This is a genomic window from Cryocola sp. 340MFSha3.1 (assembly GCF_000383315.1).
GTDB lineage: Bacteria > Actinomycetota > Actinomycetes > Actinomycetales > Microbacteriaceae > Leifsonia.
In genome coordinates, this window is record NZ_KB911088.1 from 1,383,613 (window position 1) to 1,408,037 (window position 24,425).

18 protein-coding genes are annotated in these 24,425 nt (G+C 69.2%); 12 read left to right on the plus strand and 6 right to left on the minus strand.

Features of this window, described 5'->3' with window-relative positions; genetic code table 11:
* The first annotated feature begins 3 nt into the window (after positions 1-3).
* Positions 4-2,919, plus strand: a complete 2,916-nt coding sequence (gene gcvP / locus H284_RS0117730) for an aminomethyl-transferring glycine dehydrogenase (RefSeq protein WP_020077288.1) — start codon at positions 4-6, stop codon at positions 2,917-2,919.
* Positions 2,920-3,025: 106 nt separating this feature from the next.
* On the opposite strand, the gene H284_RS0117735 is transcribed toward gcvP, so the two are convergent.
* Positions 3,026-3,820 (minus strand): CPBP family intramembrane glutamic endopeptidase, encoded by a 795-nt coding sequence (locus H284_RS0117735; protein ID WP_018191496.1) that lies wholly within the window; start codon positions 3,818-3,820, stop codon positions 3,026-3,028.
* A gap of 229 nt (positions 3,821-4,049) precedes the next feature.
* Here H284_RS0117735 and H284_RS0117740 point away from each other — a divergent pair, with 229 nt between their 5' ends.
* The 3 genes from H284_RS0117740 (at position 4,050) to H284_RS0117750 (ending at position 8,577) form a co-directional block, all read left to right on the plus strand.
* On the plus strand, positions 4,050-5,837 hold the full coding sequence (locus tag H284_RS0117740; RefSeq protein WP_020077289.1) for an ABC transporter family substrate-binding protein: 1,788 nt from the start codon (positions 4,050-4,052) through the stop codon (positions 5,835-5,837).
* Between the two features lie 193 nt (positions 5,838-6,030).
* Complete coding sequence (locus tag H284_RS0117745; protein WP_018191494.1) at positions 6,031-7,563, plus strand: ABC transporter permease; 1,533 nt, start codon at positions 6,031-6,033, stop codon at positions 7,561-7,563.
* Complete coding sequence (locus H284_RS0117750; RefSeq protein ID WP_018191493.1) at positions 7,564-8,577, plus strand: ABC transporter permease; 1,014 nt, start codon at positions 7,564-7,566, stop codon at positions 8,575-8,577.
* Between the two features lie 32 nt (positions 8,578-8,609).
* Here H284_RS0117750 and H284_RS0117755 read toward each other — a convergent pair whose 3' ends face one another.
* Positions 8,610-9,236 (minus strand): PH domain-containing protein, encoded by a 627-nt coding sequence (locus tag H284_RS0117755; protein WP_020077290.1) that lies wholly within the window; start codon positions 9,234-9,236, stop codon positions 8,610-8,612.
* A gap of 50 nt (positions 9,237-9,286) precedes the next feature.
* On the opposite strand from H284_RS0117755, the gene H284_RS0117760 reads away from it, so the two are divergent.
* From H284_RS0117760 to H284_RS0117770, 3 genes are all read left to right on the plus strand, one after another.
* Positions 9,287-11,149, plus strand: a complete 1,863-nt coding sequence (locus H284_RS0117760) for an ABC transporter ATP-binding protein (RefSeq protein ID WP_020077291.1) — start codon at positions 9,287-9,289, stop codon at positions 11,147-11,149.
* A gap of 369 nt (positions 11,150-11,518) precedes the next feature.
* Entirely contained in the window at positions 11,519-13,444 is a 1,926-nt protein-coding gene (typA, locus tag H284_RS0117765) for a translational GTPase TypA (protein ID WP_018191490.1), read from the plus strand.
* A gap of 129 nt (positions 13,445-13,573) precedes the next feature.
* Positions 13,574-14,038 carry a hypothetical protein gene (locus H284_RS0117770; RefSeq protein WP_020077292.1) on the plus strand — a complete coding sequence of 155 codons (465 nt, stop codon included), beginning with the start codon at positions 13,574-13,576 and terminating at the stop codon, positions 14,036-14,038.
* A gap of 22 nt (positions 14,039-14,060) precedes the next feature.
* On the opposite strand, the gene efeB is transcribed toward H284_RS0117770, so the two are convergent.
* The 3 genes from efeB to efeU are packed head-to-tail and all read right to left on the minus strand — an operon-like array spanning position 14,061 to position 17,521.
* On the minus strand, positions 14,061-15,377 hold the full coding sequence (gene efeB / locus H284_RS0117775; RefSeq protein WP_020077293.1) for an iron uptake transporter deferrochelatase/peroxidase subunit: 1,317 nt from the start codon (positions 15,375-15,377) through the stop codon (positions 14,061-14,063).
* A gap of 5 nt (positions 15,378-15,382) precedes the next feature.
* Entirely contained in the window at positions 15,383-16,606 is a 1,224-nt protein-coding gene (gene efeO / locus H284_RS0117780) for an iron uptake system protein EfeO (RefSeq protein ID WP_502685491.1), read from the minus strand.
* 51 nt (positions 16,607-16,657) lie between these two features.
* Complete coding sequence (efeU, locus tag H284_RS0117785) at positions 16,658-17,521, minus strand: iron uptake transporter permease EfeU (protein WP_020077294.1); 864 nt, start codon at positions 17,519-17,521, stop codon at positions 16,658-16,660.
* 100 nt (positions 17,522-17,621) lie between these two features.
* Between efeU and H284_RS0117790 the strand changes: the two genes are divergently transcribed.
* From H284_RS0117790 to H284_RS0117810, 5 genes are all read left to right on the plus strand, one after another.
* Positions 17,622-18,002, plus strand: coding sequence for a hypothetical protein (locus H284_RS0117790; RefSeq protein ID WP_018191485.1), 381 nt, complete (start codon positions 17,622-17,624; stop codon positions 18,000-18,002).
* Between the two features lie 34 nt (positions 18,003-18,036).
* The gene (gene fdxA, locus H284_RS0117795) at positions 18,037-18,357 is read left to right on the plus strand and encodes a ferredoxin (RefSeq protein ID WP_018191484.1); all 321 of its coding nucleotides are present in this window, start codon (positions 18,037-18,039) and stop codon (positions 18,355-18,357) included.
* A gap of 54 nt (positions 18,358-18,411) precedes the next feature.
* Positions 18,412-19,530: a succinyldiaminopimelate transaminase gene (dapC, locus tag H284_RS0117800; RefSeq protein WP_020077295.1), complete on the plus strand. Its 1,119-nt coding sequence runs from the start codon at positions 18,412-18,414 to the stop codon at positions 19,528-19,530.
* Positions 19,531-19,687: 157 nt separating this feature from the next.
* The gene (locus H284_RS0117805; RefSeq protein ID WP_020077296.1) at positions 19,688-21,016 is read left to right on the plus strand and encodes a citrate synthase; all 1,329 of its coding nucleotides are present in this window, start codon (positions 19,688-19,690) and stop codon (positions 21,014-21,016) included.
* A gap of 78 nt (positions 21,017-21,094) precedes the next feature.
* Positions 21,095-23,698 (plus strand): penicillin acylase family protein, encoded by a 2,604-nt coding sequence (locus tag H284_RS0117810; RefSeq protein ID WP_020077297.1) that lies wholly within the window; start codon positions 21,095-21,097, stop codon positions 23,696-23,698.
* A gap of 78 nt (positions 23,699-23,776) precedes the next feature.
* On the opposite strand, the gene H284_RS0117815 is transcribed toward H284_RS0117810, so the two are convergent.
* Positions 23,777-24,400, minus strand: a complete 624-nt coding sequence (locus H284_RS0117815; RefSeq protein WP_020077298.1) for an SACE_7040 family transcriptional regulator — start codon at positions 24,398-24,400, stop codon at positions 23,777-23,779.
* Positions 24,401-24,425 lie beyond the last annotated feature (25 nt).

Consider the following 24,425-nt stretch of genomic DNA (forward strand, 5'->3'; position numbering starts at 1 on the left):
CACATGACCGACCTCTTCCCAGCGCGTCACATCGGCACCGACGGCGACGCGCAGAGCACCATGCTGTCCGCGATCGGCGCGGCCGCCTCCCGCGAGTGGGCCTCCGTGGAGGACCTCGTCCTCGCGGCCGTCCCCGACTCCATCCGCGCGGACGCCGGGCGCGAGTCCGTGCTTCCGGCTCCGCTGAGCGAGCGCGCCGCCCTCCGCGAGCTGCGCGCGCTGGCCGCCCGCAACACCGTCAACCGCAGCCTGATCGGCCTCGGCTACTACGGCACGATCACGCCCGCGGTGATCAAGCGGAACGTGCTCGAGAACCCGGGCTGGTACACCGCGTACACGCCGTACCAGCCGGAGATCTCGCAGGGCCGGCTGGAGGCGCTGATCAACTTCCAGACCATGGTCTCCGACCTCACGGGCCTCGACACGGCGAACGCCTCGATGCTCGACGAGGGGACTGCGGTCGTCGAGGGGATGCTGCTGGCGCGCCGCGCATCCAAGGCGAAGTCGCCGCGTTTCGTCGTCGACGTCGACACATTCCCGCAGACGCTGGCGCTGCTGCGCAACCGGGCGGACGCGGTCGGCATCGAGCTGGTCGTGCTCGACCTGGCGAGCCTCCCGGCGGATGCCCCGGAGCTGAGCGACGCCTTCGGCCTGTTCGTGCAGTACCCGGGCGCCTCCGGGCGAGTGTGGGATCCGAGCGCCGTCATCCGCACGGCGAAGGAGGCGGGGGCCGTCATCGTCGCCGCCGCCGACCTGCTCGCCCTCACCCAGCTGCGCGCCCCCGGCGAGCTCGGAGCGGATGTCGCGGTCGGCACGAGCCAGCGCTTCGGCGTCCCGATGGGGTTCGGCGGCCCGCACGCCGGCTACATGGCGGTCCGAAAGGGCCTCGAGCGGCAGCTCCCCGGCCGTCTGGTCGGAGTGTCGCAGGATGCGGTCGGGAAGCCCGCCTACCGGCTCACGCTGCAGACCCGCGAGCAGCACATCCGCCGCGAGAAGGCGACCTCGAACATCTGCACCGCGCAGGTGCTCCTCGCCGTCATGGCGGCGATGTACGCCGTCTACCACGGCCCCGCCGGGCTGCGCGCGATCGGTCGCCAGGTGCACCTGACGACGGCCGCCGTCGCCCAGGCGCTCCGCGCATCCGGTGTCGAGGTCGTGTCGCGCTCGTTCTTCGACACGCTGCAGGTCGAGGTGGATGACGCGGCCACCGTCGTCGCCCGCGCGCACGACCGCGGCCTCCTGCTGCACGCGACCGACGCCGGTCTCGTCTCGCTGAGCATCGACGAGGAGTCGGCGGAGGACCTCCGCGACGGCGACTTCCCGCTCGGGGACCTCATCGAGGTGCTCGGCGGCACGGTCGACGGCGTCCCGGCGCTCACGCTCTCCGGCGAGGCGTCCTACGACCCGGTGCTCGCGCGCGAGTCCGAGTACCTCAGCCACCCGGTGTTCAACACGCACCACTCCGAGACAGCGATGATGCGTTACCTGCGCCTGCTGCAGGACCGCGACTACGCCCTCGACCGCGGCATGATCCCGCTCGGCTCCTGCACCATGAAGCTCAACGCGGCGACCGAGATGGAGGCCGTGACCTGGCCCGAGTTCGCTGCGCTGCATCCCTTCGCCCCGGCCGCCGACGTGGCCGGCTCGCTGGAGCTCATCGACCAGCTGGAGGAGTGGCTCGCCGACGTCACGGGGTACGACACCGTCTCGCTGCAGCCGAACGCCGGCAGCCAGGGCGAGCTCGCCGGACTGCTCGCGATCCGCGGATACCACCGGTCGCGCGGCGACCTGCAGCGCACCGTGTGCCTCATCCCGCAGTCCGCGCACGGCACGAACGCGGCCTCCGCCGTGCTCGCCGGCATGAGCGTCGTCGTCGTGGCGACGGACGAGCTCGGCAACGTCGACCTCGACGACCTGCGCGCCAAGATCGCGGAGCACGCCGACACGCTCGCCGCGCTGATGATCACCTACCCGTCGACGCACGGCGTGTACGAGCACGAGGTGGTCGCGATCACCCAGGCCGTGCATGACGCCGGTGGCCAGGTGTACGTGGACGGCGCCAATCTCAACGCGCTGCTCGGCTACGCCCGGTTCGGCGACTTCGGCGGCGACGTCAGCCACCTCAACCTGCACAAGACGTTCTGCATCCCGCACGGCGGCGGCGGCCCGGGTGTCGGCCCGGTCGCGGCCAAGGCGCACCTCGCGCCGTTCCTGCCCGGCCACCCGCTCGCGCAGGACGCGACGCACCCGATCGTGGGCGGCGGCCGCGTCGAGCACGGCGGAGCGCCGGTCTCGGCGGCCCCGTACGGCAGCCCGAGCATCCTGCCGATCAGCTGGGCGTACGTCCGGATGATGGGAGCGGAGGGGCTGAAGGATGCGACGGGAGCGGCCGTGCTGTCGGCGAACTACGTCGCTGCACGGCTGCGGGAGTACTTCCCGGTGCTCTACGCGGGGGAGGACGGCCTCGTGGCGCACGAGTGCATCCTCGACCTGCGTCCGCTGACCGAGCGCACCGGGGTCACGGTCGACGACGTCGCCAAGCGGCTCATCGACTACGGCTTCCACGCGCCGACGATGTCGTTCCCGGTCGCCGGCACCCTGATGGTGGAGCCGACCGAGAGCGAGGACCTCGCCGAGCTCGACCGCTTCGTGGCCGCGATGATCGCGATCCGCGAGGAGGCCGACGCCGTCGCGGCGGGGGACTGGCCGTCCGACGACAACCCGCTGCGGAACGCGCCGCACACCGCGGAGTCGGCGGTCTCGTCCGACTGGACGCACCCGTACTCCCGCGAGCAGGCGGTCTACCCGGTCCCTGCGCTCGTCCGGAACAAGTACTGGCCCCCGGTGCGCCGCATCGACCAGGCCTACGGCGACCGCAACCTCTTCTGCGCCTGCCCGCCGCCCGAGGCCTTCGCCTGACCCACCCCTAACCGCCTCCGCCCTTCACCCCCACCGTCGAGTCCGCGAACTTTGCACGCTTCGCCCCGCGATTCCGTGCAAAGTTTGCGGACTCGGCGGCGGGGGTTCAGGCGAAGATGTGGGGGAAGAGGGCGACCGCGAGGGGATAGCCGACGAACGAGACGATGTCGATGATCGTGTGGGCGACGACGAGCGGCATCACGCGGCCCCAGCGGGTGTAGCACCAGCCGAAGACGATGCCCATGATCGCGTTGCCGACGAACGGGCCGAAGCCCTGGTACAGGTGGTAGCTGCCGCGCAACACCGCGGCGCCCAGGATGATCGACCACGTTCCCCAGCCCAGCTGGCGCAGGCGCGTGAAGAGGTAGCCGACGATGATGACCTCCTCCTGGAGCGCGGCACGCAGCGCGGCGAGGATGAGCACCGGCACCGTCCACCAGTGCGCGTCGAGCGTCGACGCCTCCACCGTGACCGTGATTCCGAGCAGCCGGGTGAGGGCGTAGAAGAGGATGCCGGGGATGCCGATCACGAGGAACAGCAGCGCCCCGCCGCCGAGGTCGCGGGCGGGACGCGTGAGGTCGAAGCCGATCCGCCGGAAGCCGCTGCGCTGCGGCTGCCAGAGCAGGTAGATCACCAGGGCGACGGCGAACAGCGGGAACAGATTGCCGAGCACCTGGTACAGGAAGTCGAAGACCTCCCGGCTCGACTGGGCGGGGTTCACCTCCGCCTTCTGGTCCGCCAGGGGCGTACTCTGGGTCGCACGGTCGATGATCGTGACGATGGAGTAGATCGCCGACTGCCCGAGCGACAGGCCGAGCACGATGGCGACCTCCCACCAGAGGCGGGGGCGCGCGGCGCGCTCCACGGGGGTCTCTCCGGCCCAGGTCAGCGCGTCAGCCATACCGGCATCCTGCCAGCCCCGACCGCAACCATTCAATCGTTGCATTGCACGATCAAATCCACCGTTTTTGTGCGCATCGTGCACGAATCCTCCGACTGAGTTACCACTCTGTAACGTTTTCCCGCGCTGTTTTGCAATCGCTGGCACCGCTACCTAGGGTCATTCTTATCCCGCGCGGACCAGGCTTCTCGCATGCCCGTTCCGACGCACACTTCGCACAGGAGGAACATTGCACATCAACGGAAGAAAGGGCAGGTTCGCGGTCAGCGCGGTCGCCGTCGCAGGCGTCGCAGCACTCGCGCTGTCGGCCTGCACCACGTCCGGGAGCACCAGCACCTCGTCCGCTGCCAAGGGCGGCACCGTGACGGTGGCGGTTGTGAACGACTTCACCTCGTTCAACTCGCAGACGCCGCAGGGCAACCTGGACACCAACGGCCAGGTCGGATACCTCAACGGCTCGTACGGGACCGGTTTCCAGTACATCGACAACAACTACAAGATCGTCCACGACGACAAGTTCGGCACGTTCGAGAAGACCTCGGACGACCCGCTGACGGTCAAGTACACGCTGAACAAGGACGACAAGTGGTCTGACGGCGAGCCCGTCACCGCCGATGACATGATCCTCGCGTGGGCCATCGCCTCCGGCCACTACGACTCGGCGAAGTTCGACGACGAGGGCAACGTCACGAGCGGCACGCAGTACTTCCAGATCGCGGGCTCGACCGCGGGCATCGACGCGACCGACTTCCCGACGGTGAGCAACGACAACCGCACGATCACCCTCAAGTACGCCACGCCGTACGTGGACTGGGAGCTCGTCAACCCGATCGCACAGCCCGCTCACATCGTCGCCAAGAAGGCGGGCCTCTCCTCGGCCGCCGACCTGACGAAGCTGCTGAAGGGCCTGCCGAAGGGCGACCCGGCGAACCCGGCTCCGGCCGACCCGACGCTGAAGAAGGCGGCGGAGTTCGTCAACACCGGCTACGACGTGACCGCGTTCCCGACCGACAAGGACCTGCTGGTCTCCTCCGGCCCGTTCGTCGTCTCGTCGTGGACCCCCGGCCAGTCGCTCACGATGACGCCGAACAAGTACTACGCCGGCGGTCTGAAGCCGAACGTGGACAAGATCGTGTTCCGCATCATCCCGGACGCGAACGCCCAGGTCACCGCGCTCCAGAACGGTGAGGTCGACATCATCAACCCGCAGGCGTCCGCCGACACGATCACCGCGCTCAAGCAGACCAGCGCGAAGATCCTCACCGGTGCTCAGGCGTCGTACGACCACCTCGACCTGAACTTCGGCTCGCCCGTGTTCAAGGACGAGAAGGTCCGCGAGGCGTTCCTCAAGACGATCCCGCGTCAGCAGATCCTCGACTCGATCGTCACCCCGGTCGACTCCAAGGCGAAGGTCCTGAACTCGCAGATCTTCCTGCCGAACCAGGAGCAGTACGAGGGCAGCGTCAAGCAGAACGGCTCTGACAAGTACGACAAGGTCGACATCGAGGGCGCCAAGCAGCTGCTCGCCGGTGCCACCCCGACCGTGCGCATCCTCTACAACACCAACAACCCGAACCGTGTCGACGAGTTCCAGTCGATCTCGGCCTCGGCCGCGAAGGCCGGCATCAAGGTCGTCGACGCCGGCTCGCCCGACTGGAGCAAGCTCCTCCCGGGTGGCGACTACGACGCCTCGCTCTTCGGCTGGATCAGCCCGGGTGCAGGCACCACGCAGCTGCCGCAGGTGTTCGCCTCGCAGGGTGGCGGAAACTACAACCGCTACACGGGCACCAACGACCTGGCCCTCAAGTCGCAGACCACCCTGGACAAGGATGAGCTGACGAAGATCGAGTACCAGATCGACAAGCAGACCTTCACCGACGGCTACGGTCTGCCGCTGTTCCAGCTCCCGGGTGTCTTCGCGACCACCTCGCGGGTCGAGGGCGTCAAGTACAACGGCGGACAGTCCGGTCCGTTCTGGAACTTCTGGGAGTGGTCGGTCAAGTCCTCCAAGAAGTAACAGCTCCGCAAGTGAGAGTGCCCGGGTGAACCCCGGGCACTCTTACTGCGGCGGGGCGTCGGTTCCGGCCGGCGCCCCGTATCATGTAGTCGGTGGACGTGATCCGTCCGCCCCGTGAGATACGCGCCTGGCGGCAAACCCCCCTCCGCCGCACCCCCGATCGGCGCGTCCTGTCAGTGAAGGTTTTGAACCTATGGCGAGTTTCATCCTGAGACGCCTTCTGGTCTCAGTGCTCATCATCATCGCCGCCTCGTTCCTGATGTACATGCTGGTCGCCTACAGCGCCGACCCGCTCCAGGACCTCCGAGGCAGCAATTCCCCCAATAAGACGCAGCTCATCAACGCGCGCATCCAGCTCCTGCAGCTCGACGTCGCGCCGCCGCTGCGCTGGCTGCTCTGGCTGGGCGGTGCGGCCAAGTGCCTCATCCCGTTCGCCAACGCCTGCGACCTGGGGTCCACCGTCTCCAACGCGAAGGTGACCGACATCCTCCCGCAGGCCCTCGGGTCGACGGTGCAGCTGGTCACGTTCGCCCTGATCCTCGCGATCCTCCTCGGTGTCACCATCGGCATCGTCACCGCCCTGCGGCAGTACAGCGGACTCGACAACGTCGTCACGTTCCTCAGCTTCTTCCTGTACTCGCTTCCTGCGTTCCTCGTGGCGGTTCTGCTCAAGGAGTTCGTCGCGATCGGCTTCAACAACTTCCTCGCGCATCCGACCATCCCCTGGTGGGTGGCCGTGCTGATCGGGCTGGTGGCCGGACTCATCTGGCAGTCGCTGATCGGCGGTGACCGGAGGCGGCGTCTGCTGACCTTCGTCATCTCGGGTGTCGCGACGGCGGGCGTCCTGCTGCTCATGTCGGCGATGAACTGGTTCCTCATGCCGGGCCTCGGCCCGGTGGTCATGATCCTGCTGATCGCCGCGACCGTGATCGGCGCCACGGCGCTCATCTCGGGACTGCAGAACCGGCGGGCGCTCATCTCGGCGGCCATCGCGGGTGCGATCAGCCTGGTCTGCTACTTCGCGCTCCAGCCGCTCTTCGATGTCTCCACCATCGGCACGATCATCATCCTGGCGATCGTGGCCATCATCGTGAGCCTTGCGATCGGCTGGTTCGTCGGCGGCTACGACCGCGGCCAGAACATGCGGATCTCTGTGATCGTCACGATCGTCTCGGGGTTCCTGATCATCGTCGACCGCTTCATGCAGGCGTGGCCGCAGTACTTCCAGGACACCAACGGCCGCCCCATCGCGACCGTCGGCTCCTCGACCCCGGGCCTCGAGGGCGATATGTGGGTCACCGGCCTCGACACGTTCACGCACCTGGTGCTGCCGACGATCGCCCTGCTGCTCATCTCGTTCGCGTCCTACACCCGCTACTCGCGGGCCGGGATGCTCGAGGTGCTCAACCAGGACTTCATCCGCACCGCGCGCGCCAAGGGCCTGCCGGAGCGGACCGTCGTCGTGCGTCACGCCTTCCGCAACATGCTCATCCCGATCACGACCCTCGTCGCCTTCGACGTGGGAGCGCTGCTCGGTGGTGCGGTCATCACGGAGCGCGTGTTCGCCATCCCGGGCATGGGCTCGCTGTTCAACCTCGGCCTCAGCCGCGGCGACCTCAACCCCGTCATGGCGTACTTCCTCGTGATCGCGGCCATGGCCATCCTGTTTAACTTCCTGGCAGACCTCGCGTACGCCGCACTCGACCCGAGAGTGAGGGTCCGATAAATGTCCGTCAACGACACACGTATCGCCGATGAGCTGCAGGCGCCCAGCGCCCCGCCCGTCAGCCAGGGAAAGCTCGTCTGGAAGCGGTTCCTCTCCAACAAGGTCGCCGTCGCCAGCGCCATCCTGTTCATCCTGATCCTGCTGTTCTCGATCTCGGCGATCGGGCTGGGTCCGATCCCCGGCTGGTGGAAGTACAACTACACCGAGCTGAACGACCAGGTGCAGCAGGGCTCCCCGACCTGGGAGCACCCGTTCGGCCAGGACCGCATCGGCAAGGACTACTTCGCCCTGACGATGCGCGGCATCCAGAACTCGATCCTCGTCATGGTGGTCCTCGGACTCATCGCGAGCGTCGTCGGTGTCGTCGTCGGCGCCGTCGCGGGCTACTTCCGCGGCGTGGTCGACGCGATCCTGATGCGCATCACCGACGTGTTCATCGTCATCCCGGCGCTGGTCATCGGCTCGGTCGTCGGTCACGCGTTCGGCGGTCTCGGCGCGTTCTTCCTGGCGTTGATGCTCGGGTTCTTCTCCTGGATGGGCATCGCCCGTCTGGTCCGCGGTGAGTTCCTCTCCCTGCGCGAGCGGGAGTTCGTGGAGGCGGCCCGCGTGGCCGGCGCCTCGGACGCGCGCATCATCTTCAAGCACATCCTGCCGAACGCCATCGGCGTCGTCATCGTGGCCTCGACGCTGATCATGGCCTCGGCCATCCTGCTCGAGACCGCATTGTCCTACCTCGGCTACGGCATCCGTCCGCCGGACGTCTCGCTCGGCCTCCTGATCAGCTCGAACCAGTCCGCGTTCCAGACGCGTCCGTGGCTGTTCTGGTGGCCCGGTGCGTTCATCGTGACGCTCGCGCTGCTCGTCAACTTCGTCGGCGACGGCCTGCGCGACGCGTTCGACCCGCGCCACCGCCGGTTCAACCTCCGCAAGATGCGGGAGCAGGAGCCGGAGGAGGGCGAAGGCGACGGCCGGAGCCCGAAGACCGGAGCGGCCCTCGCGGAGGACGTGCTGTGACGCCCGCCCGCGTCGCGCTGCTCCCGGCCGGTTCAGGCCAGGAGCAGCGCGGCGACGGTGCCCGCGAGCAGGAGCACCAGCACCGCGAGTTCGACCAGGTGCCAGCGCACCGTGACCGGCGTCTCGTCGGCACGACCCGCGTCGATGGCGCCCGCGTCCTGGAGCATGCCCCAACGGCGGCGCACGACCTCGGCCGCCGCGCCGGACTCGGTGCCCAACAGGTCGCCGGGGCGGCGCACGCTGTCCTCGACGCGCGGGCGGCCGATGCGGCCCTTCGTCTCGTTGCGGGTGGCGCGGAGCGTGCTTCCGGTGCCGGGCGCGGGAGCGGCCCACACCGGGATCTTGCGGCCCGGGGTGTACAGCGTCAGAGCGTACTTGGTGTCGACCGCGATCAGCGCCTCCCACGGGATGCGGACGGTGCGCGTGACATTGACGACCGTGATGCCCTCGTCGGCGACCGTCAGCTGCGGACGCCAGAGCATCGCCCACGCGACGAACGCGAACAGCGCGCCCGGCACGATGTACAGCAGCCGGGCGTCGTGGACGCTGAACAGCAGGCCGATGGTCAGGGCGGCAGCGGCCGCCCAGATCAGAACGGCAAGGACCCGGTTGAACCGGGACACGAAAACCTCGCGTTCGGCGGGGGAGACGTAGGGCATGGGTCCATGCTCTCATCCCGCCGGAACGCCCCCGAAAGGAACCACGAATCATGACCGAGACCAACCCGGTCCGGGCGACGGCGCAGGCCGGCGGCCCCGTCCTCGAGGTGAACGACCTCTCCGTCGACTTCGGTGTGGACGGCGTCTGGGTGCCCGCCGCAAAGAACCTGAACTACCAGATCAAGGCGGGCGAAGTTCTCGCGATCGTGGGTGAGTCCGGTTCGGGCAAGAGTGCGAGCTCGATGGCGATCCTCGACCTCCTGCCGAAGAACTCGCGCGTCCGCGGCTCCATCAAGCTGGACGGCCGGGAGCTGACCGGCCTCAGCCAGCCGCAGATGCGGCGCGTGCGCGGTCGTCAGGTCGCCGTGATCTTCCAGGAGCCGATGACGGCGCTGAACCCGGTTTACACAGTCGGCTTCCAGATCGTCGAGACCCTGCGCATCCACTTCGGGATGTCGCCGCACGAGGCCAAGGAGCGCGCGCTCGAGCTGCTCGCCATGGTCGAGCTTCCCGACCCGAAGAAGGCCTTCAACTCGTACCCGCACCAGCTCTCCGGCGGCCAGCGCCAGCGCGCGATGATCGCTCAGTCGATCTCGTGCGACCCGAAGCTGCTGATCGCCGACGAGCCGACCACCGCGCTCGACGTGACGGTGCAGGCCGAGATCCTGGAGCTGCTGCGCAGCCTCCGCGACCGTCTCGACAGCGCGATCCTGCTGATCACCCACGATATGGGCGTTGTGGCCGACCTGGCCGACAACATCGTCGTGATGCGCAAGGGCGACATCGTCGAGTCGGGGACGGTGGCGGAGGTCTTCGCCGAGCCGAAGCACCCGTACACGATCGCCCTGCTCGACGCCGTTCCGCACCTCGGCCAGCGCGAGGACGAGGAGATCGACACGACGGCCGCCCTCGCCGCGGGCACCGAGAACCCGGACGCGTCGTTCACCGAGCGCATCCGCGCCAACGAGCGGGCGGCGCAGGCCGAGCACGAGAAGGCCGAGATGGACAAGCGCGAGGTCGTCGTCGACTTCCGCAACGTCGCGATCGAGTATCCGAAGCACGGCCGCGTGCCCGCGTTCCGCGCGGCGAGTGACATCGACCTGAAGATCCACGAGGGCGAGGTCGTCGGCCTCGTGGGCGAGTCGGGCTCCGGCAAGACGACCCTCGGCCGCGCCGCGATCGGCCTGCTTCCCATCCACTCGGGTCAGCTCGTCGTCGCAGGGCAGGACATCAGCAGCCCGAGCCGGGACGAGATCCGCAAGCTGCACCGTAACGTCGGCATCGTGTTCCAGGACCCGTCGTCGTCGCTGAACCCGCGCCTCCAGATCTCCGACTCCATCGCCGAGCCGCTGCGCCTCGCGAAGAACCTCAAGGGCGCGGAGCTCTCGAAGGAGGTCGACCGCCTGCTCGACAGCGTCGAGCTTCCGCGCGCCTACCGCAGCCGGTTCCCGCACGAGCTGTCGGGCGGCCAGAAGCAGCGCGTCGGCATCGCCCGCGCCCTGTCGCTGAAGCCGCAGGTGCTCATCGCCGACGAGCCGACGAGCGCGCTGGACGTGTCGGTGCAGGCGCGCGTGCTGCAGCTGATGCAGACCCTCCAGAAGGAGATGAACTTCGCCTGCCTGTTCATCACCCACGACCTCGCCGTCATCGACGTGCTCGCCGACCGCATCGCGGTGATGCACCACGGCCGCCTGGTCGAGGTGGGCACGCGCGACGAGATCCTCCGCTACCCGAAGGAGGCGTACACGCAGCGACTGCTCGCCGCCGTGCCGCTTCCGGACCCGGAGCAGCAGCGCGCCCGTCGCGCCCTGCGCCTGGAGCTGCTCGCCGCCGGTTCCGACGACACCGCGCCCGCCCCGACGATCGTCGAGGAGCCTCCGGCGCCGGAGCCGCCGGTCGCCCAGGGGCTCTGAGCCGCTCGATGACACAGGGAGGGTCGGTCCACCAGGACCGGCCCTCTTTGCATCTGCGGCGGAGGAAACCCTGCACGGGCCGCTCGAGAACTCCTCCCTTTGGCGACATCGTCCGGAGTGGCGCGTCGGATCTCCTCCGTTTCGGACGGCCATTGCGGTTCGGCGGGGCCGGGCGAAACGGAGGAGATCCGGAAGGACACGCCGCTGGCACGCACGAATGGGAGGTGCGGGCGGCGGTGACCGCGCGAACGTCCTCCGTTTCGCAGGGCTGAAGGGCTCGCTGACAGCGGACACAGGAGAAGGGGAGCGGATCCACGATAGAATGGACCGTTCCCCTTCTTCCTTCTGACGAGAGTCGAGTCTGTACGCATGTCCGAGAACGCCGTCGCCCGCCGCGATGATCTGCGAAATGTCGCGATCGTCGCCCACGTCGACCACGGCAAGACCACGCTGGTCGACGCCATGCTCAAGCAGACGAACTCCTTCGACGCGCACGCGCACGTCGAGGAGCGCGCGATGGACTCGAACGAGCTCGAGCGCGAAAAGGGCATCACCATCCTCGCCAAGAACACGGCGATCTCGTACAAGGGCAAGCACGCCCCGAACGGCCCGATCACCATCAACGTGATCGACACCCCGGGCCACGCCGACTTCGGCGGCGAGGTCGAGCGCGGCCTCTCCATGGTCGACGGCGTCGTCCTGCTGGTGGATGCGTCCGAGGGCCCGCTGCCCCAGACCCGTTTCGTGCTGCGCAAGGCGCTCGAGGCGAAGCTCCCCGTCATCCTCGCGGTCAACAAGACCGACCGCGGTGACGCCCGCATCGACGAGGTCGTCGGCGAGAGCCAGGACCTCCTGCTCGGCCTCGCGAGCGACCTCTCGGACGACGTCCCGGACCTCGACCTGGATGCGATCCTCGACGTCCCCGTCGTCTACGCGTCCGGTCGCGCCGGCGCTGCGAGCCGCAACAAGCCGGCGAACGGCGAGCTGCCCGACAACGACGACCTCGAGCCGCTGTTCGAGGCGATCCTGGAGCACATCCCGGCGCCGAGCTACGACCCCGAGGCCCCGCTGCAGGCGCACGTGACCAACCTCGACGCGTCGCCGTTCCTCGGCCGTCTCGCGCTGCTCCGCATCTTCAACGGCACCCTGAAGAAGGGTCAGACCGTCGCCTGGGTCCGTCACGACGGCGACGTGCACAACGTCCGCGTGACCGAGCTCCTGATCACCAAGGCGCTCGACCGCTACCCGGCCGAGTCCGCCGGCCCCGGCGACATCGTCGCCGTCGCCGGTTTCGCCGACATCATGATCGGCGACACCCTGGCCGACCCGGACGACGTGCGACCCCTTCCCGCGATCCACGTCGACGAGCCCGCGATCTCGATGACCATCGGCACGAACACCTCGCCGCTGGTCGGCAAGGTGAAGGGTCACAAGCTGACCGCGCGCATGGTGAAGGACCGCCTCGACCGCGAGCTGGTCGGTAACGTCTCGCTCCGCGTCCTCGACATCGGCCGTCCCGACGCGTGGGAGGTGCAGGGCCGCGGCGAGCTGGCGCTGGCCATCCTCGTCGAGCAGATGCGCCGCGAGGGCTACGAGCTCACCGTCGGCAAGCCGCAGGTGGTCACCAAGAAGATCGACGGCAAGACCTACGAGCCGTTCGAGCACCTGACCATCGACGCCCCCGAGGAGTACCTCGGCGCGATCACGCAGCTGCTCGCCGCCCGCAAGGGCCGCATGGAGAACATGGCGAACCACGGCACCGGCTGGGTCCGCATGGAGTTCATCGTCCCGTCGCGCGGTCTGATCGGCTTCCGCACCGAGTTCCTCACCACCACCCGCGGCACGGGCATCGCGAACGCGATCTCGCACGGCTACGACGAGTGGGCGGGTCACATCGTGACCCGCAGCAACGGCTCGATCGTGGCCGACCGCGCCGGCGTCGTGACGCCGTTCGCCATCATCGCGCTCCAGGAGCGCATGACGTTCTTCGTGAACCCCACGGAGGAGGTCTACGAGGGCATGGTCATCGGCGAGAACTCGCGCGCGGACGACATGGACGTGAACATCACCAAGGAGAAGAAGCTCACCAACATGCGCTCCTCCACGGCCGACACGTTCGAGTCGATGACGCCGAGCCGTCAGCTGACCCTCGAGGAGTCGCTGGAGTTCGCCCGCGACGACGAATGCGTCGAGGTGACGCCGGAGGCCGTGCGCATCCGCAAGGTCGAGCTGGATGCGACCGCCCGCGGTCGCGCCGCCGCCCGCCTCAAGCGCCAGGACGCCGCAGCCGTCTGACCTGCCCCGCTCACCGAGGGGTCGCAACACGCCGTTCTGGCTCAGCCAGAACGGCGTTTTGCGTCCTCTGGATGGCCGCTGACGGCACTGCCTAGCCAGGGCCGGTCGGTCATCCGGGAGAATGGCAGCATGAAACGCCGCCTCGTCGCCCTGCCCCTCGCTGCCGTCCTGCTCCTGGGCGCCGCCCCCGCGCTGACCGCGTGCAGCTTCCAGGGCGTCGTGAAGGATGTCTCCGGCGGCAACGTCGACCTGGGCGGCAAATCCGTCCCGGCCGACTTCCCGAAGGAGGTCCCGCTCGCCGACGGCGACGTCGTGTTCGGCGCCGGCCTCGGTTCCGGAGCAGACAAGGTGTGGAACGTGACCGTCAAGGTCGAGAACGGCGACGCCTACACCGCCATCGAGAAGCAGCTCACCGACGCCGGGTTCACCGGCCAGTTCGGCACCCGCGGCCCGAACGGCGGCGGCACCGGGACGTTCAGCAACGGCACGTACGGCGTGCTCGTCGTGGTGACGGACGCGGGAAGCAACGGCTGGGCCGCCAACTACTCGGTGTCGAAGGGCGGCACGCCGAGCCCGACGCCGTCGGCCGGCTGAGCGAAGAGGTCAGGCGAAGAAGCTAGGCGAAGAGCCCGGCTCCCACATACGAGCCCTCTTTCGCACCGGGCGGCACCGCGAACACGCCGGAGCCGACGTGGCGGACGTACTCGTTCATCAGGTCGTTCTGCGCCAGGCGCTGCTGGATCGGGATGAACTGCTTCCGCGGATCCCGCTGGAACGCGATGAAGAACAGCCCAGCGTTGAGGCGGCCCAGCTCATCGTTGCCGTCGACGAAGTTGTAGCCGCGACGGAGCAGCTGCGCGCCGCTGTTCATCGTGGGATGCGCGAGCCGCACGTGCGAGTCGGGGTCGATCTTCGTGCCGCCGTCCTTCGCCAGCGCCAGGAAGTTGGGGTCGCTGAACTCGGTGCCGCCGGAGAGCGGCGCCCCCTCGCCCTTGTCGCGGCCGATGATGCGCTCCTGCTCGCCGAGCTGCTGGCGGTCCCAGGTCTCGATGACCATGCGGATCTTGCGGGCGACGAGATAGGAGCCCCCGGCCATCCACCCGGCGCCGTCGCTCCCGGAGGCCCACACCTGGTCTTCGACCACGGTCTGGTCCTCGGACTTGATGTTCGCTGTGCCGTCCTTGAAGCCGAACAGGTTGCGCGGGGTCACCTGGGCTCGGGAGGTCGACGACGTGCGGCCGAAGCCGAGCTGCGACCAGCGGATCGCCGCGCGCCCGAAGGCGATGCGGGAGAGGTTGCGGATGGCGTGCACAGCCACCTGCGGGTCGTCGCTGCACGCCTGCACGCACAGGTCGCCGCCGGTGATCGACTCCTGCAGCGCGTCGCCGGGGAACCGGGGCAGGTCCACAAGGGCCTCCGGGCGGCGGGACGCGATCCCGAACCGGTCCTCGCCGCTCGCCGTGCGGAACAGCGTCGGACCGAAGCCGAAGGTGAGCGTCAGGCCGCCGGGCGGCAGGTCGAGCGCCTCACCGGTGTCGTCCGGCGGAGCATCCATCGGTCCGGATGCCGGGCCGTACTTGCCGGCGGGACGTCCCTGCGTCATCCGCGCGGCGGCGGCCGTCCAGTCGTGCAGCAGCTCGATCAGCCCGTCCCGGTCGAGGCCGGGGGAGGTGTCGAAGGCGGCGAAGTGGAGGCGGTCCTGCGCAGGTGTGGTGATACCGGCCTGGTGGGCGCCGTAGAACGGGTACGTCGTGGCGGAGGCAGCGGTCGCGCCGACCACGACACGGTCGGCCGCGACACCCGCGCCGATGCCGACGAGCCCGGCCCCGACCGTCGCGCCCGCGAGGCCGAGCATCCCTCGACGGGACAGGCCGGAGCGCCCGGTGACCTGGTCGGCCTCCGGGCGCTCGCCGTCGTGGTGGTTCTCGGTCACGCGCCCTACTTGACGATGATCGAGGTCAGGTGGCTGAGCGGTTCGCTGAGCGCGTTGACCTGGTCGGAGAGCTCCTTGACCTGCTCGGTGCTGAGCTCCGTGTAGCTGACGAAGCCGTCTCCCGAGCGGTACTGGGCCAGCGTCTTCTCGATGGTCGTGAACTCGCCGTCGAGCTTCGCCACGACGTCCTTGCCGTTGCTGCCCTTCTGCTCGGCGATGTCGCGGACGACACCGTAGGCCACCTGGGCGCCCTCGAGGTTGGCCTGGAAGTCCTGCAGATCCGTGTGCGAGAAGGCCTCCTCCTCGCCCGTGATCTTCGACCCGGCTACCTCCTCCATCAGGCCGATGGCGCCGTTGGAGATCTGGTCGATGGTGAGCGTGAAGTCCTTCGCGTGGACGAGGTCGTACAGGCGCTGGGTGTCGGTCACGAGCTTGTCGGCGAGCTGCGTGCGCGTTGCGGCGTCGGACGGCGTGTACCCGGCGGGAGCCCACAGGTCCTTCTCGATGCGGTGCCAGCCGGTCCACTCCTGGCCCTCGGCCAGGTCGGCCTCGCGCAGGTCGAGGGCGGGGTCGAGGTCGCCGAACTGCTCGGCGGTCGGCTCGATGCGCTCGTAGAAGGAGCGGGCCGCTGCGTACTGCGCGCGGGCGGCCGTGTCGTCGCCGCCGGCGTAGGCGGTGGCGAAGGTCTTCGTCGCGGTCAGCAGCGCGCCGGACTGGTCCTTCACGTAGCCGGTGTAGTTGGCGACGGCCTGGGCGACCTGCTTGCTCTCGCTCTGCGAGACCGTCTTGCCGGTGCCCGGGGTGACGGTGAATTTGGCGACGTGCGCCGGCTCGCCCACCATCCCCTTGCGGCAGGCCGAGAAGTAGTCGCCCTCAGGGAGCTGGACCACGTAGTTGACGGTCGTGCCCGGGCCGATGTTCTCCTTCTCACCGACGATGCGCAGCTTGTCGGTGGCAAGCAGCTCGAACTCGTTGACGTCGGTGCCCGTGTTGGTCACCTGGAAGGTGATCGGTCCGGCCTTCGCGGTGTTGGTGGACACCGTGCACTTGTCGTCGCTCAGGGTGACCGCGATGGCCTCGTCCGAGGCGGTGGCCTGGTTCGGGACGCAGCCGGTGAGCGCGGCGGCCAGGGCGGCGGTCCCCGCGAGGGATCCGGCGACGGCCGTGAGGCGGCGTCGGGTCGAGCGGGAGGCGAGCGTGCGGGTGGTCACCGGGCGCTGTCGAGGCATGGGTGTGCTGTTCTTTCTCTTGTGGTGCAGTGAGGGGTCAAGAAGAGGGGGTCACGACGCGATCGGCGCGTGCGGCGCCGAAGCCGCGGCCGGTGCCGTCGGCGCGGGTCGTGCGGCGGAACGGTGCTGCCGGATGTAGAAGTAGCCGACCACAGCGAGGTAGGTGAACCAGGCCGCGACCTGCAGTGCGGTCGGCGACGGGTTGAAGTTGAGGATGCCGGCGGCCAGGGTGCCGTACCAGCTGGAGGCGGGGATCGCGCGGCTGATGTCGTACGCGTGGACGCCTCCGCCGGGGAGCAGTCCGGCCTCCTGCAGGTCTCCGAGCCCGTAGGCGAGCACGCCGGCGGCGACGAGGATGAGGAAGGCGCCGGTCCAGGTGAAGAACTTGCCGAGGTTGATCTTGACCATGCCGCGGTAGAGCAGGAAGCCGATGACCGCGGCGGTGGCGATGCCGAGGAGGGCGCCGACGGCCGGCTCCCAGCTGCCCCCGGTGCTCGCGACGGTCGCCCAGACGAAGAGCGAGGTCTCGATGCCTTCGCGTCCGACGCTCAGCATGGCGAGCAGCACGACGCCCCAGCCGGCGCCGACGAGCGCGGAATCGAGGCGGTTCTGGAGGGTGGACTTCATGCTGCGGGCGGTCTTGCCCATCCAGAACACCATCCAGGTGACGAACCCGACCGCGACCAGCGAGAGGGATCCGCCGAGGATCTCCTGCGCCTGGAAGCTCATGCCGTAGGGGCCCCAGGTGAGGACGGCGCCGATCCCGAGCGGGACGATGAGCGCGATGCCCACGCCGATCCAGAGCTTGGACAGCACCTCGGTGCGGCCCAGCTTCACCACGTAGGCCACCAGGATGGTGACGATGAGCGCCATCTCGAGGCCTTCGCGGAGGCCGATCAGGTAGTTCGCGAGCACAGGTGACCTTCGTCGGGGGAGGGGTTCATGATTGGTAAGGCTAACCTTACTGAATCGAGCGTAGAGCACCGTCCTGGATGTGTCCAGATAGGATGCGAGGATGCTCAGCCGGATCGTCAGCGCCATCCTCCTCGTGCTGGCGGGAGCAGTCTTCGGGGCGATCGGGACGGTCGCCCACCAGTACTCGGTGACCTGGGGGATCCCGATCCCGCTGGGCCTGATCGGCTCGCTTCTGGCGTTCACGGCCCTGCTCGTCGGTCTGCGGCTGCTCGGCCACAGCCGGCTGCCCGCGCTGCTCGCGGCGCTGGGCTGCATCGCCGTCATCCTCCTGTTCGCGCAGCAGAGCGCGGGCGGCTCCGTGCTCATCCAGAACGACCTCGCCGGACAGGTGTGGCTCGTGGGGCCCATCCTGATCGCGGCGATCGTGATCGCCTGGCCCGATGTGAAGACCCGGCAGCCGGCCCGCGACGGCCTAAGCTAGAGGGACAGCTCCACCTGAAGGGATCCGATCCACTGTGACCTATGTCATCGCTCTCCCGTGCGTCGATGTGAAGGACAGGGCCTGTATCGACGAGTGTCCGGTCGACTGCATCTACGAGGGCGAACGGTCGCTGTACATCCACCCCGACGAGTGCGTCGACTGCGGCGCCTGCGAGCCGGTCTGCCCGGTCGAGGCGATCTACTACGAGGACGACCTGCCCGAGGAGTGGAAGGACTACTACCGCGCGAACGTGGAGTTCTTCGACGACATCGGCTCGCCCGGCGGAGCGTCGAAGGTGGGTGTGATCTCCAAGGACCACCCGCTGATCGCCGCGCTGCCGCCGCAGGCGCACTGAGCCTCGGCGCACCGATGACGGCATCGATGGCCGCGCCGGCGAAGGAGCGCTGACGTGGCGCTGCAGGAGCTCCCGGACTACCCCTGGGATCAGATGGCGCCGTACGCCGAGCGGGCGCGGGCGCATGCGGACGGTCTTGTCGACCTGTCGATCGGCTCGCCGGTCGACCCGACGCCGGACCTCATCCGCGAGGCGCTCGCCAGCGCGACGGACGCGCACGCGTACCCGCAGACGGTCGGGACGCCCGCACTGCGCGAAGCGATCGTCGACTGGTTCCACCGCAGGCGGGGCGTCCGCGGGCTGAGCGTCGAGAACGTGCTGCCGACGATCGGCTCGAAGGAGCTCGTCGCCCTGCTGCCGTTCATGCTCGGCCTCGGCGACGGCGACATCGTGGTGCATCCGCGCGCCGCGTACCCGACGTACGCGATCGGCGCGGCGATGGCCGGCGCGACCGCCGTCGCGAGCGACGATCCGGCCGAATGGCCGGAGGGAACGCGCCTGATCTGGCTGAATTCCCCGGGCAACCCGGACGGCCGCATCCTCTCGGTCGAGGAGCTGCGCGCGGCCGTTGCGCGCGCCCGCGAGCTGGGCGCCTACATCGCCAGCGACGAGTGCTACGCCGAGCTGGGCTGGGAGGCGCCGTGGGATGCGGAGCGTGTTCCGAGCATCCTCGACCCGCGGGTCATCGGGCAGGACCGCCGCAACGTCCTCGCGGTCTACTCCCTCAGCAAGCAATCGAACCTCGCCGGCTACCGTGCGGCGTTCGTCGCGGGGTGCAGCGCCATCATCGGGCGGCTCGTCAACGTCAGGAAGCACGCCGGTCTCATGCTGCCGGCGCCGCTGCAGGCCGCGATGGTCACCGCGCTCGGCGACGAGCGGCACGTGGAGGCGCAGAAGGCGCTGTACCGTTCCCGCCGCGACCTGCTGAAGCCGGCGCTCGAGGCCGCGGGCTTCCGCATCGACCGCAGCGAGGGCGGCCTCTACCTGTGGGCGACGGAGGGACGCGACGCCTGGGAGAGCATCGGACGGCTCGCCGACCTCGGCATCCTCGCCGGCCCCGGCCATTTCTACGGCGACTTCTACCCGGAGCACGTGCGCCTGTCGCTCACGGCGACCGACGAGCGGGTGGCCGCAGCGGCGGAGCGGCTGCGGGCGTTTGGAGACAACCTCTAACGGGTCGCCGGCCCCTTTGCCCGATGCCGCAGTTGTCGCCGGCGTTCGTTAGGCTGTACCGGCACGGCCTGTCGAGCGGACGGCGCCGGGCAGCGCTGCCACGATCGGCGCGCACCTTTGACCACCCATATGGGCGACTAACCCACCAGGAGGCGTTGTGAGCGGACTCGGCACCGAGAGCACTGGCACCGAGAAGGCCGTAGCGGAGGCCGAACTCGCGACGGCCTCTCTGACCTATCCGGGCGGTATCGCCGAGTTCCCGATCCGGCCGAGCGTCGACGGGGCCTCGAGCATCGACTTCTCGACGCTGACGAAGCAGACCGGGCTGACCAGCCTGGACTACGGCTTCGTGAACACCGCTGCCACGCGCTCGTCGATCACCTACATCGACGGCGAGCAGGGCATCCTGCGCTACCGCGGCTACCCGATCGAGCAGCTGGCCGAGAACTCCACGTTCCTCGAGGTGGCGTGGCTGCTCATCCACGGCGAGCTGCCGTCGACGTCGGAGCTCGCGGAGTTCGACGAGCGCATCCGCCGGCACACCCTGCTGCACGAGGACCTGCGCCGCTTCTTCGACGCCCTCCCGCACGACGCGCACCCGATGTCGGTGCTGTCGAGCGCGGTGTCGGCGCTGTCGACCTTCTACCAGGACTCGCTGAGCGTCCACGACCCGGAGCAGATCGAGCTCTCGACCATCCGCCTTCTCGCGAAGCTCCCGGTGATCGCCGCCTATGCGCACAAGAAGAGCCTGGGCCAGGCATTCCTGTACCCGGACAACTCGCTGAGCTTCGTGGACAACTTCCTGCGCCTCAACTTCGGCACCCTCGCGGAGCCGTACGAGGTGAACCCGGTGCTGTCGCGGGCCCTCGAGCGCCTGCTCATCCTGCACGAGGACCACGAGCAGAACGCGTCCACCTCGACCGTCCGTCTGGTCGGGTCGACGCAGGCCAACCTGTTCGCCTCCGTCTCCGCCGGCATCAACGCCCTCTACGGCCCGCTGCACGGCGGAGCGAACGAGGCCGTTCTGCAGATGCTCGCCGGCATCCGTGACTCGGGCGAGAGCGTCCAGAAGTTCGTCGAGCGCGTCAAGAACAAGGAGTCCGGCGTCAAGCTGATGGGCTTCGGTCACCGCGTCTACAAGAACTTCGACCCCCGCGCCAAGCTCGTGAAGCAGTCTGCCGACGAGGTGCTCGAGGCGCTCGGCGTGCACGACCCGCTGCTCGACATCGCGAAGGAGCTGGAAGAGGTCGCGCTGGCCGACCAGTACTTCGTCGACCGCAAGCTGTACCCGAACGTCGACTTCTACACGGGCGTCATCTACAAGGCGATGGGCTTCCCGACGCGGATGTTCACCGTGCTCTTCGCGATCGGCCGCCTGCCGGGCTGGATCGCCCACTGGCGCGAGATGAACCTCGACCCGCAGACGAAGATCGGCCGCCCGCAGCAGCTGTACGTCGGCTCGCCGGAGCGCGATCTCGGCCGCTGAGCCGCATCCACGACTCGACGTCATCTCGGAGGGATACGCTCCTTCAGAGACGGCGGTACCGGCCGACGAAGGAGCGACGTGGGCGACGACACCCCCCGACTGAGGCGGCACCATCGGGTCCTGAGGGTGATCGGCGGCGTGCTCGCCGTCCTCCTGGTGCTGGTCGTCGTCGCCGGGGGCATCGGCGTGTGGACGATCACGCGCTCGTTCCCGCAGACCGCCGGGTCAGTGGATGTGCCCGGCATCACGAAGCCGGTCACGGTGTACCGCGACGACGCCGGCGTGCCGCAGCTGTCCGCATCCACCGCCGACGACCTCTTCCGCGCGCAGGGGTACGTGCACGCGCAGGACCGCTTCTGGGAGATGGACTTCCGCCGTCACGTCACCGCGGGCCGGCTGTCGGAGATGTTCGGCGCGAGCCAGGTGCCGACCGACACCTTCATCCGCACGCTCGGCTGGCGTCGCGTCGCCGAGCAGGAGGTGAAGCTGCTCGATCCGACCTCGCTGCGGTACTACCAGGACTATGCGGATGGCGTGAACGCCTACCTCAAGCAGCGGTCGGGCGCGGGGCTGTCGCTGGAGTACGCCATCCTCGGCCTTCAGAATCCGTCGTATGAGCCGGAGCCCTGGACGCCAGCGGACTCGATCGCGTGGCTGAAGGCGATGGCATGGGACCTCCGGTCGAACCTCGAGGACGAGATCGACCGCGCGCTGCTGGCGACCAAGCTGAAGCCGGAGCAGGTCGCGGAACTCCATCCCGGCTACCCGTACACGGGCCACCCGACGATCACCGACCTCGGCGGCGGGAACCCGCGGACCGTCACGCCGGATGCCGAAGCGGGTGCCGCGGGAGCCGCGGACCAGTCCTCCGCGGGCGCCTCCGCCCCGGCGCCGACCGCATACGCGTCGCAGCTGGAGCAGGTGGCCGCGAGTGTCGACTCCCTGCCGCAGCTGATGGGTCCGGCCGGCGACGGCATCGGATCCAACTCGTGGGTGATCGGCGGGGCGCACACCGCCAGCGGCAAGCCGCTCCTCGCCAACGACCCGCACCTCGGCGCCGCCCTGCCGTCGGTCTGGTACCAGATGGGCTTGCACTGCACGACGGTGGGGCCGGAGTGTCCGTTCGACGTGTCCGGCTTCAGCTTCTCCGGCTTCCCGGGCATCATCATCGGCCACAACGACCGCATCTCCTGGGGCTTCACCAACCTGGGTCCGGACGTCGCCGACCTGTTCGTCGAGAAGGTCACCGGCGACACGTACGAGTACGACGGCCAGCAGGTGCCGCTCGAGAAGCGCACGGAGCGCATCCGCGTCGCCGGCGGTAAGGACGTGACGATCACCGTCCGGTCGACCCGGCACGGGCCGATCGTGACGGACATCGGCGATGCGTACGCCGTGATCGCGAAGGACCAGGCGGGCAAGCTCGGTGTGCCCGCGCAACAGTTCCAGCTGTCGCTGGCGTGGACGGCGCTGACCCCCGGCACGACCGCGAACGCGATCTTCGCCTTCGACACCGCCCGCGACTGGCCGAGCTTCCGGGCGGCGGCCCAGCAGTTCCAGGTTCCGTCGCAGAACCTGGTCTACGCCGACGTGGACGGCAACATCGGCTACCAGGCGCCCGGCCTCATCCCGGTCCGCTCGGGTGGCGACGGGACGATGCCGATGCCCGGCTGGAGCAGCGGGTACGGCTGGACGGGCACCATCCCGTTCGAAGAGCTGCCGTCGGTGTTCGACCCGCCGGCCGGATACATCGTCACGGCGAACAACGCCGCCGTCGGGCCGGGTTTCCCGCGGCTGATCACGGCGGACTGGGACCAGGGGTACCGCGCCAACCAGATCGAGGTGCGGCTGAGCGCCCTGATGGCGCAGGGGAAGAAGCTGACGTCGAAAGACATGTCGGACATCCAGGCGGACACCTACGACGCGAACGCGGCGAACCTCGTCCCGGTGATCCGCGCGGTGGCCGAGAAGCCGGATGCGTCCGCCGACGTGCAGCAGGCCGCCCGGCTGCTCGCCGACTGGGACTACCGAGACGACGCGGACAGCGCGGCCGCCGCCTACTTCGCGGTGTTCTGGCGGGAGCTGCTCCACGACATGTTCGCCCGCAAGATCCCGGCGGCCACCGCGCCGACCGGCGGCGACCGCTGGTTCACCGTCGTCGCCTCCCTGCTCGGGCAGCCGGAGTCGTCGTGGTGGGCAGACTCGGACCTCGGCACGTCCGACCGCGACTCGATGATCGCCTACGCCGCCGGTCAGGCGTGGAAGGAGACCGCCCACCAGCTGGGCGGCGACGTGTCGTCGTGGCGCTGGGACCGCCTCCACACGCTCACGCTGAAGAACGCGAGCCTGGGGGAGTCGGGCATCGCCCCCATCGAGGCGCTGCTGAACCGCGGGCCCTGGCACGTGGGCGGCGGCAGCAGCGTCGTGGATGCGGCGGGCTGGGATGCGACCGTCGGGTTCGCGGTGCAGCGCGTGCCGTCGATGCGGATGGTGGTGGACCTCTCCGACTTCGACAAGAGCACGTGGATCAACCTCACGGGAGCATCCGGTCACGCGTTCGACGCGCACTACACCGATCAGACCGACCTGTGGGCCGTCGGCAAGACGCGACCGTGGCCGTTCACCCCGGCGGCCGTGAAGAAGGCGGCGGACCAGACCCTGACGTTGCGTCCCGCGCGCTGACTCCAGCTCCTCCTCCGAGGATTCGTGCCGAATGTGCGGAAAGCGCGCCGCTGAGCGCACATTCGGCACGAATGTCGGTCAGGGGGAGGTGAGGGCCGCCCACGCCATGCGCTCCAGGACGGGGCGCACGACCCCGGGCGCGACCTGCAGCGTCCCGACGCGCGCGGTGTGCGGGGTCGAGTTCAGGAGGCCGAACGTGGCCTGCACACGCACGCGCAGCTCGTCGTCGGCGAGGGCGGGGTGCAGGGTGCCGAGCACGCCCATCCATACCTCGACGTAGCGGCGCTGGAGCCGGCGGACCTGGCGGCGGGCGGCGTCGTCGAGCGAGTCGAGGTCGCGGTCCTGCACGCGGATGGTGTCGGGCTCGCCGAGGGCGAAGTCGATGTGGAAGCCGATCAGCGACCGCAGGGCCGTCGCCGCATCCGCCGCAGCCTGCTCGACCGCCTGACCGCCCGCGAGCAGGCGCTCGCTCACCCCGATCAGCAGCGCGGAGAGCACGGCCTGCTTGGAGGAGAAGTGACGGTACACCGCCGGCCCGCTCACGCCGACGGCTGCCCCGAGGTCTTCGATCGAGACGCCGTTGAAGCCCCGCTCGGCGAAGAGCGTCGCAGCGGACTCGAGCAGCGCGGCACGCCGGTCGGCCTTGGCCTGGCTGCGCTGCGTCGGCCGCTCGAGGGGAGCGGCGGGACTCGGCTGGGTCATCGTCCTCGATGGGGTCGGGCCGCCC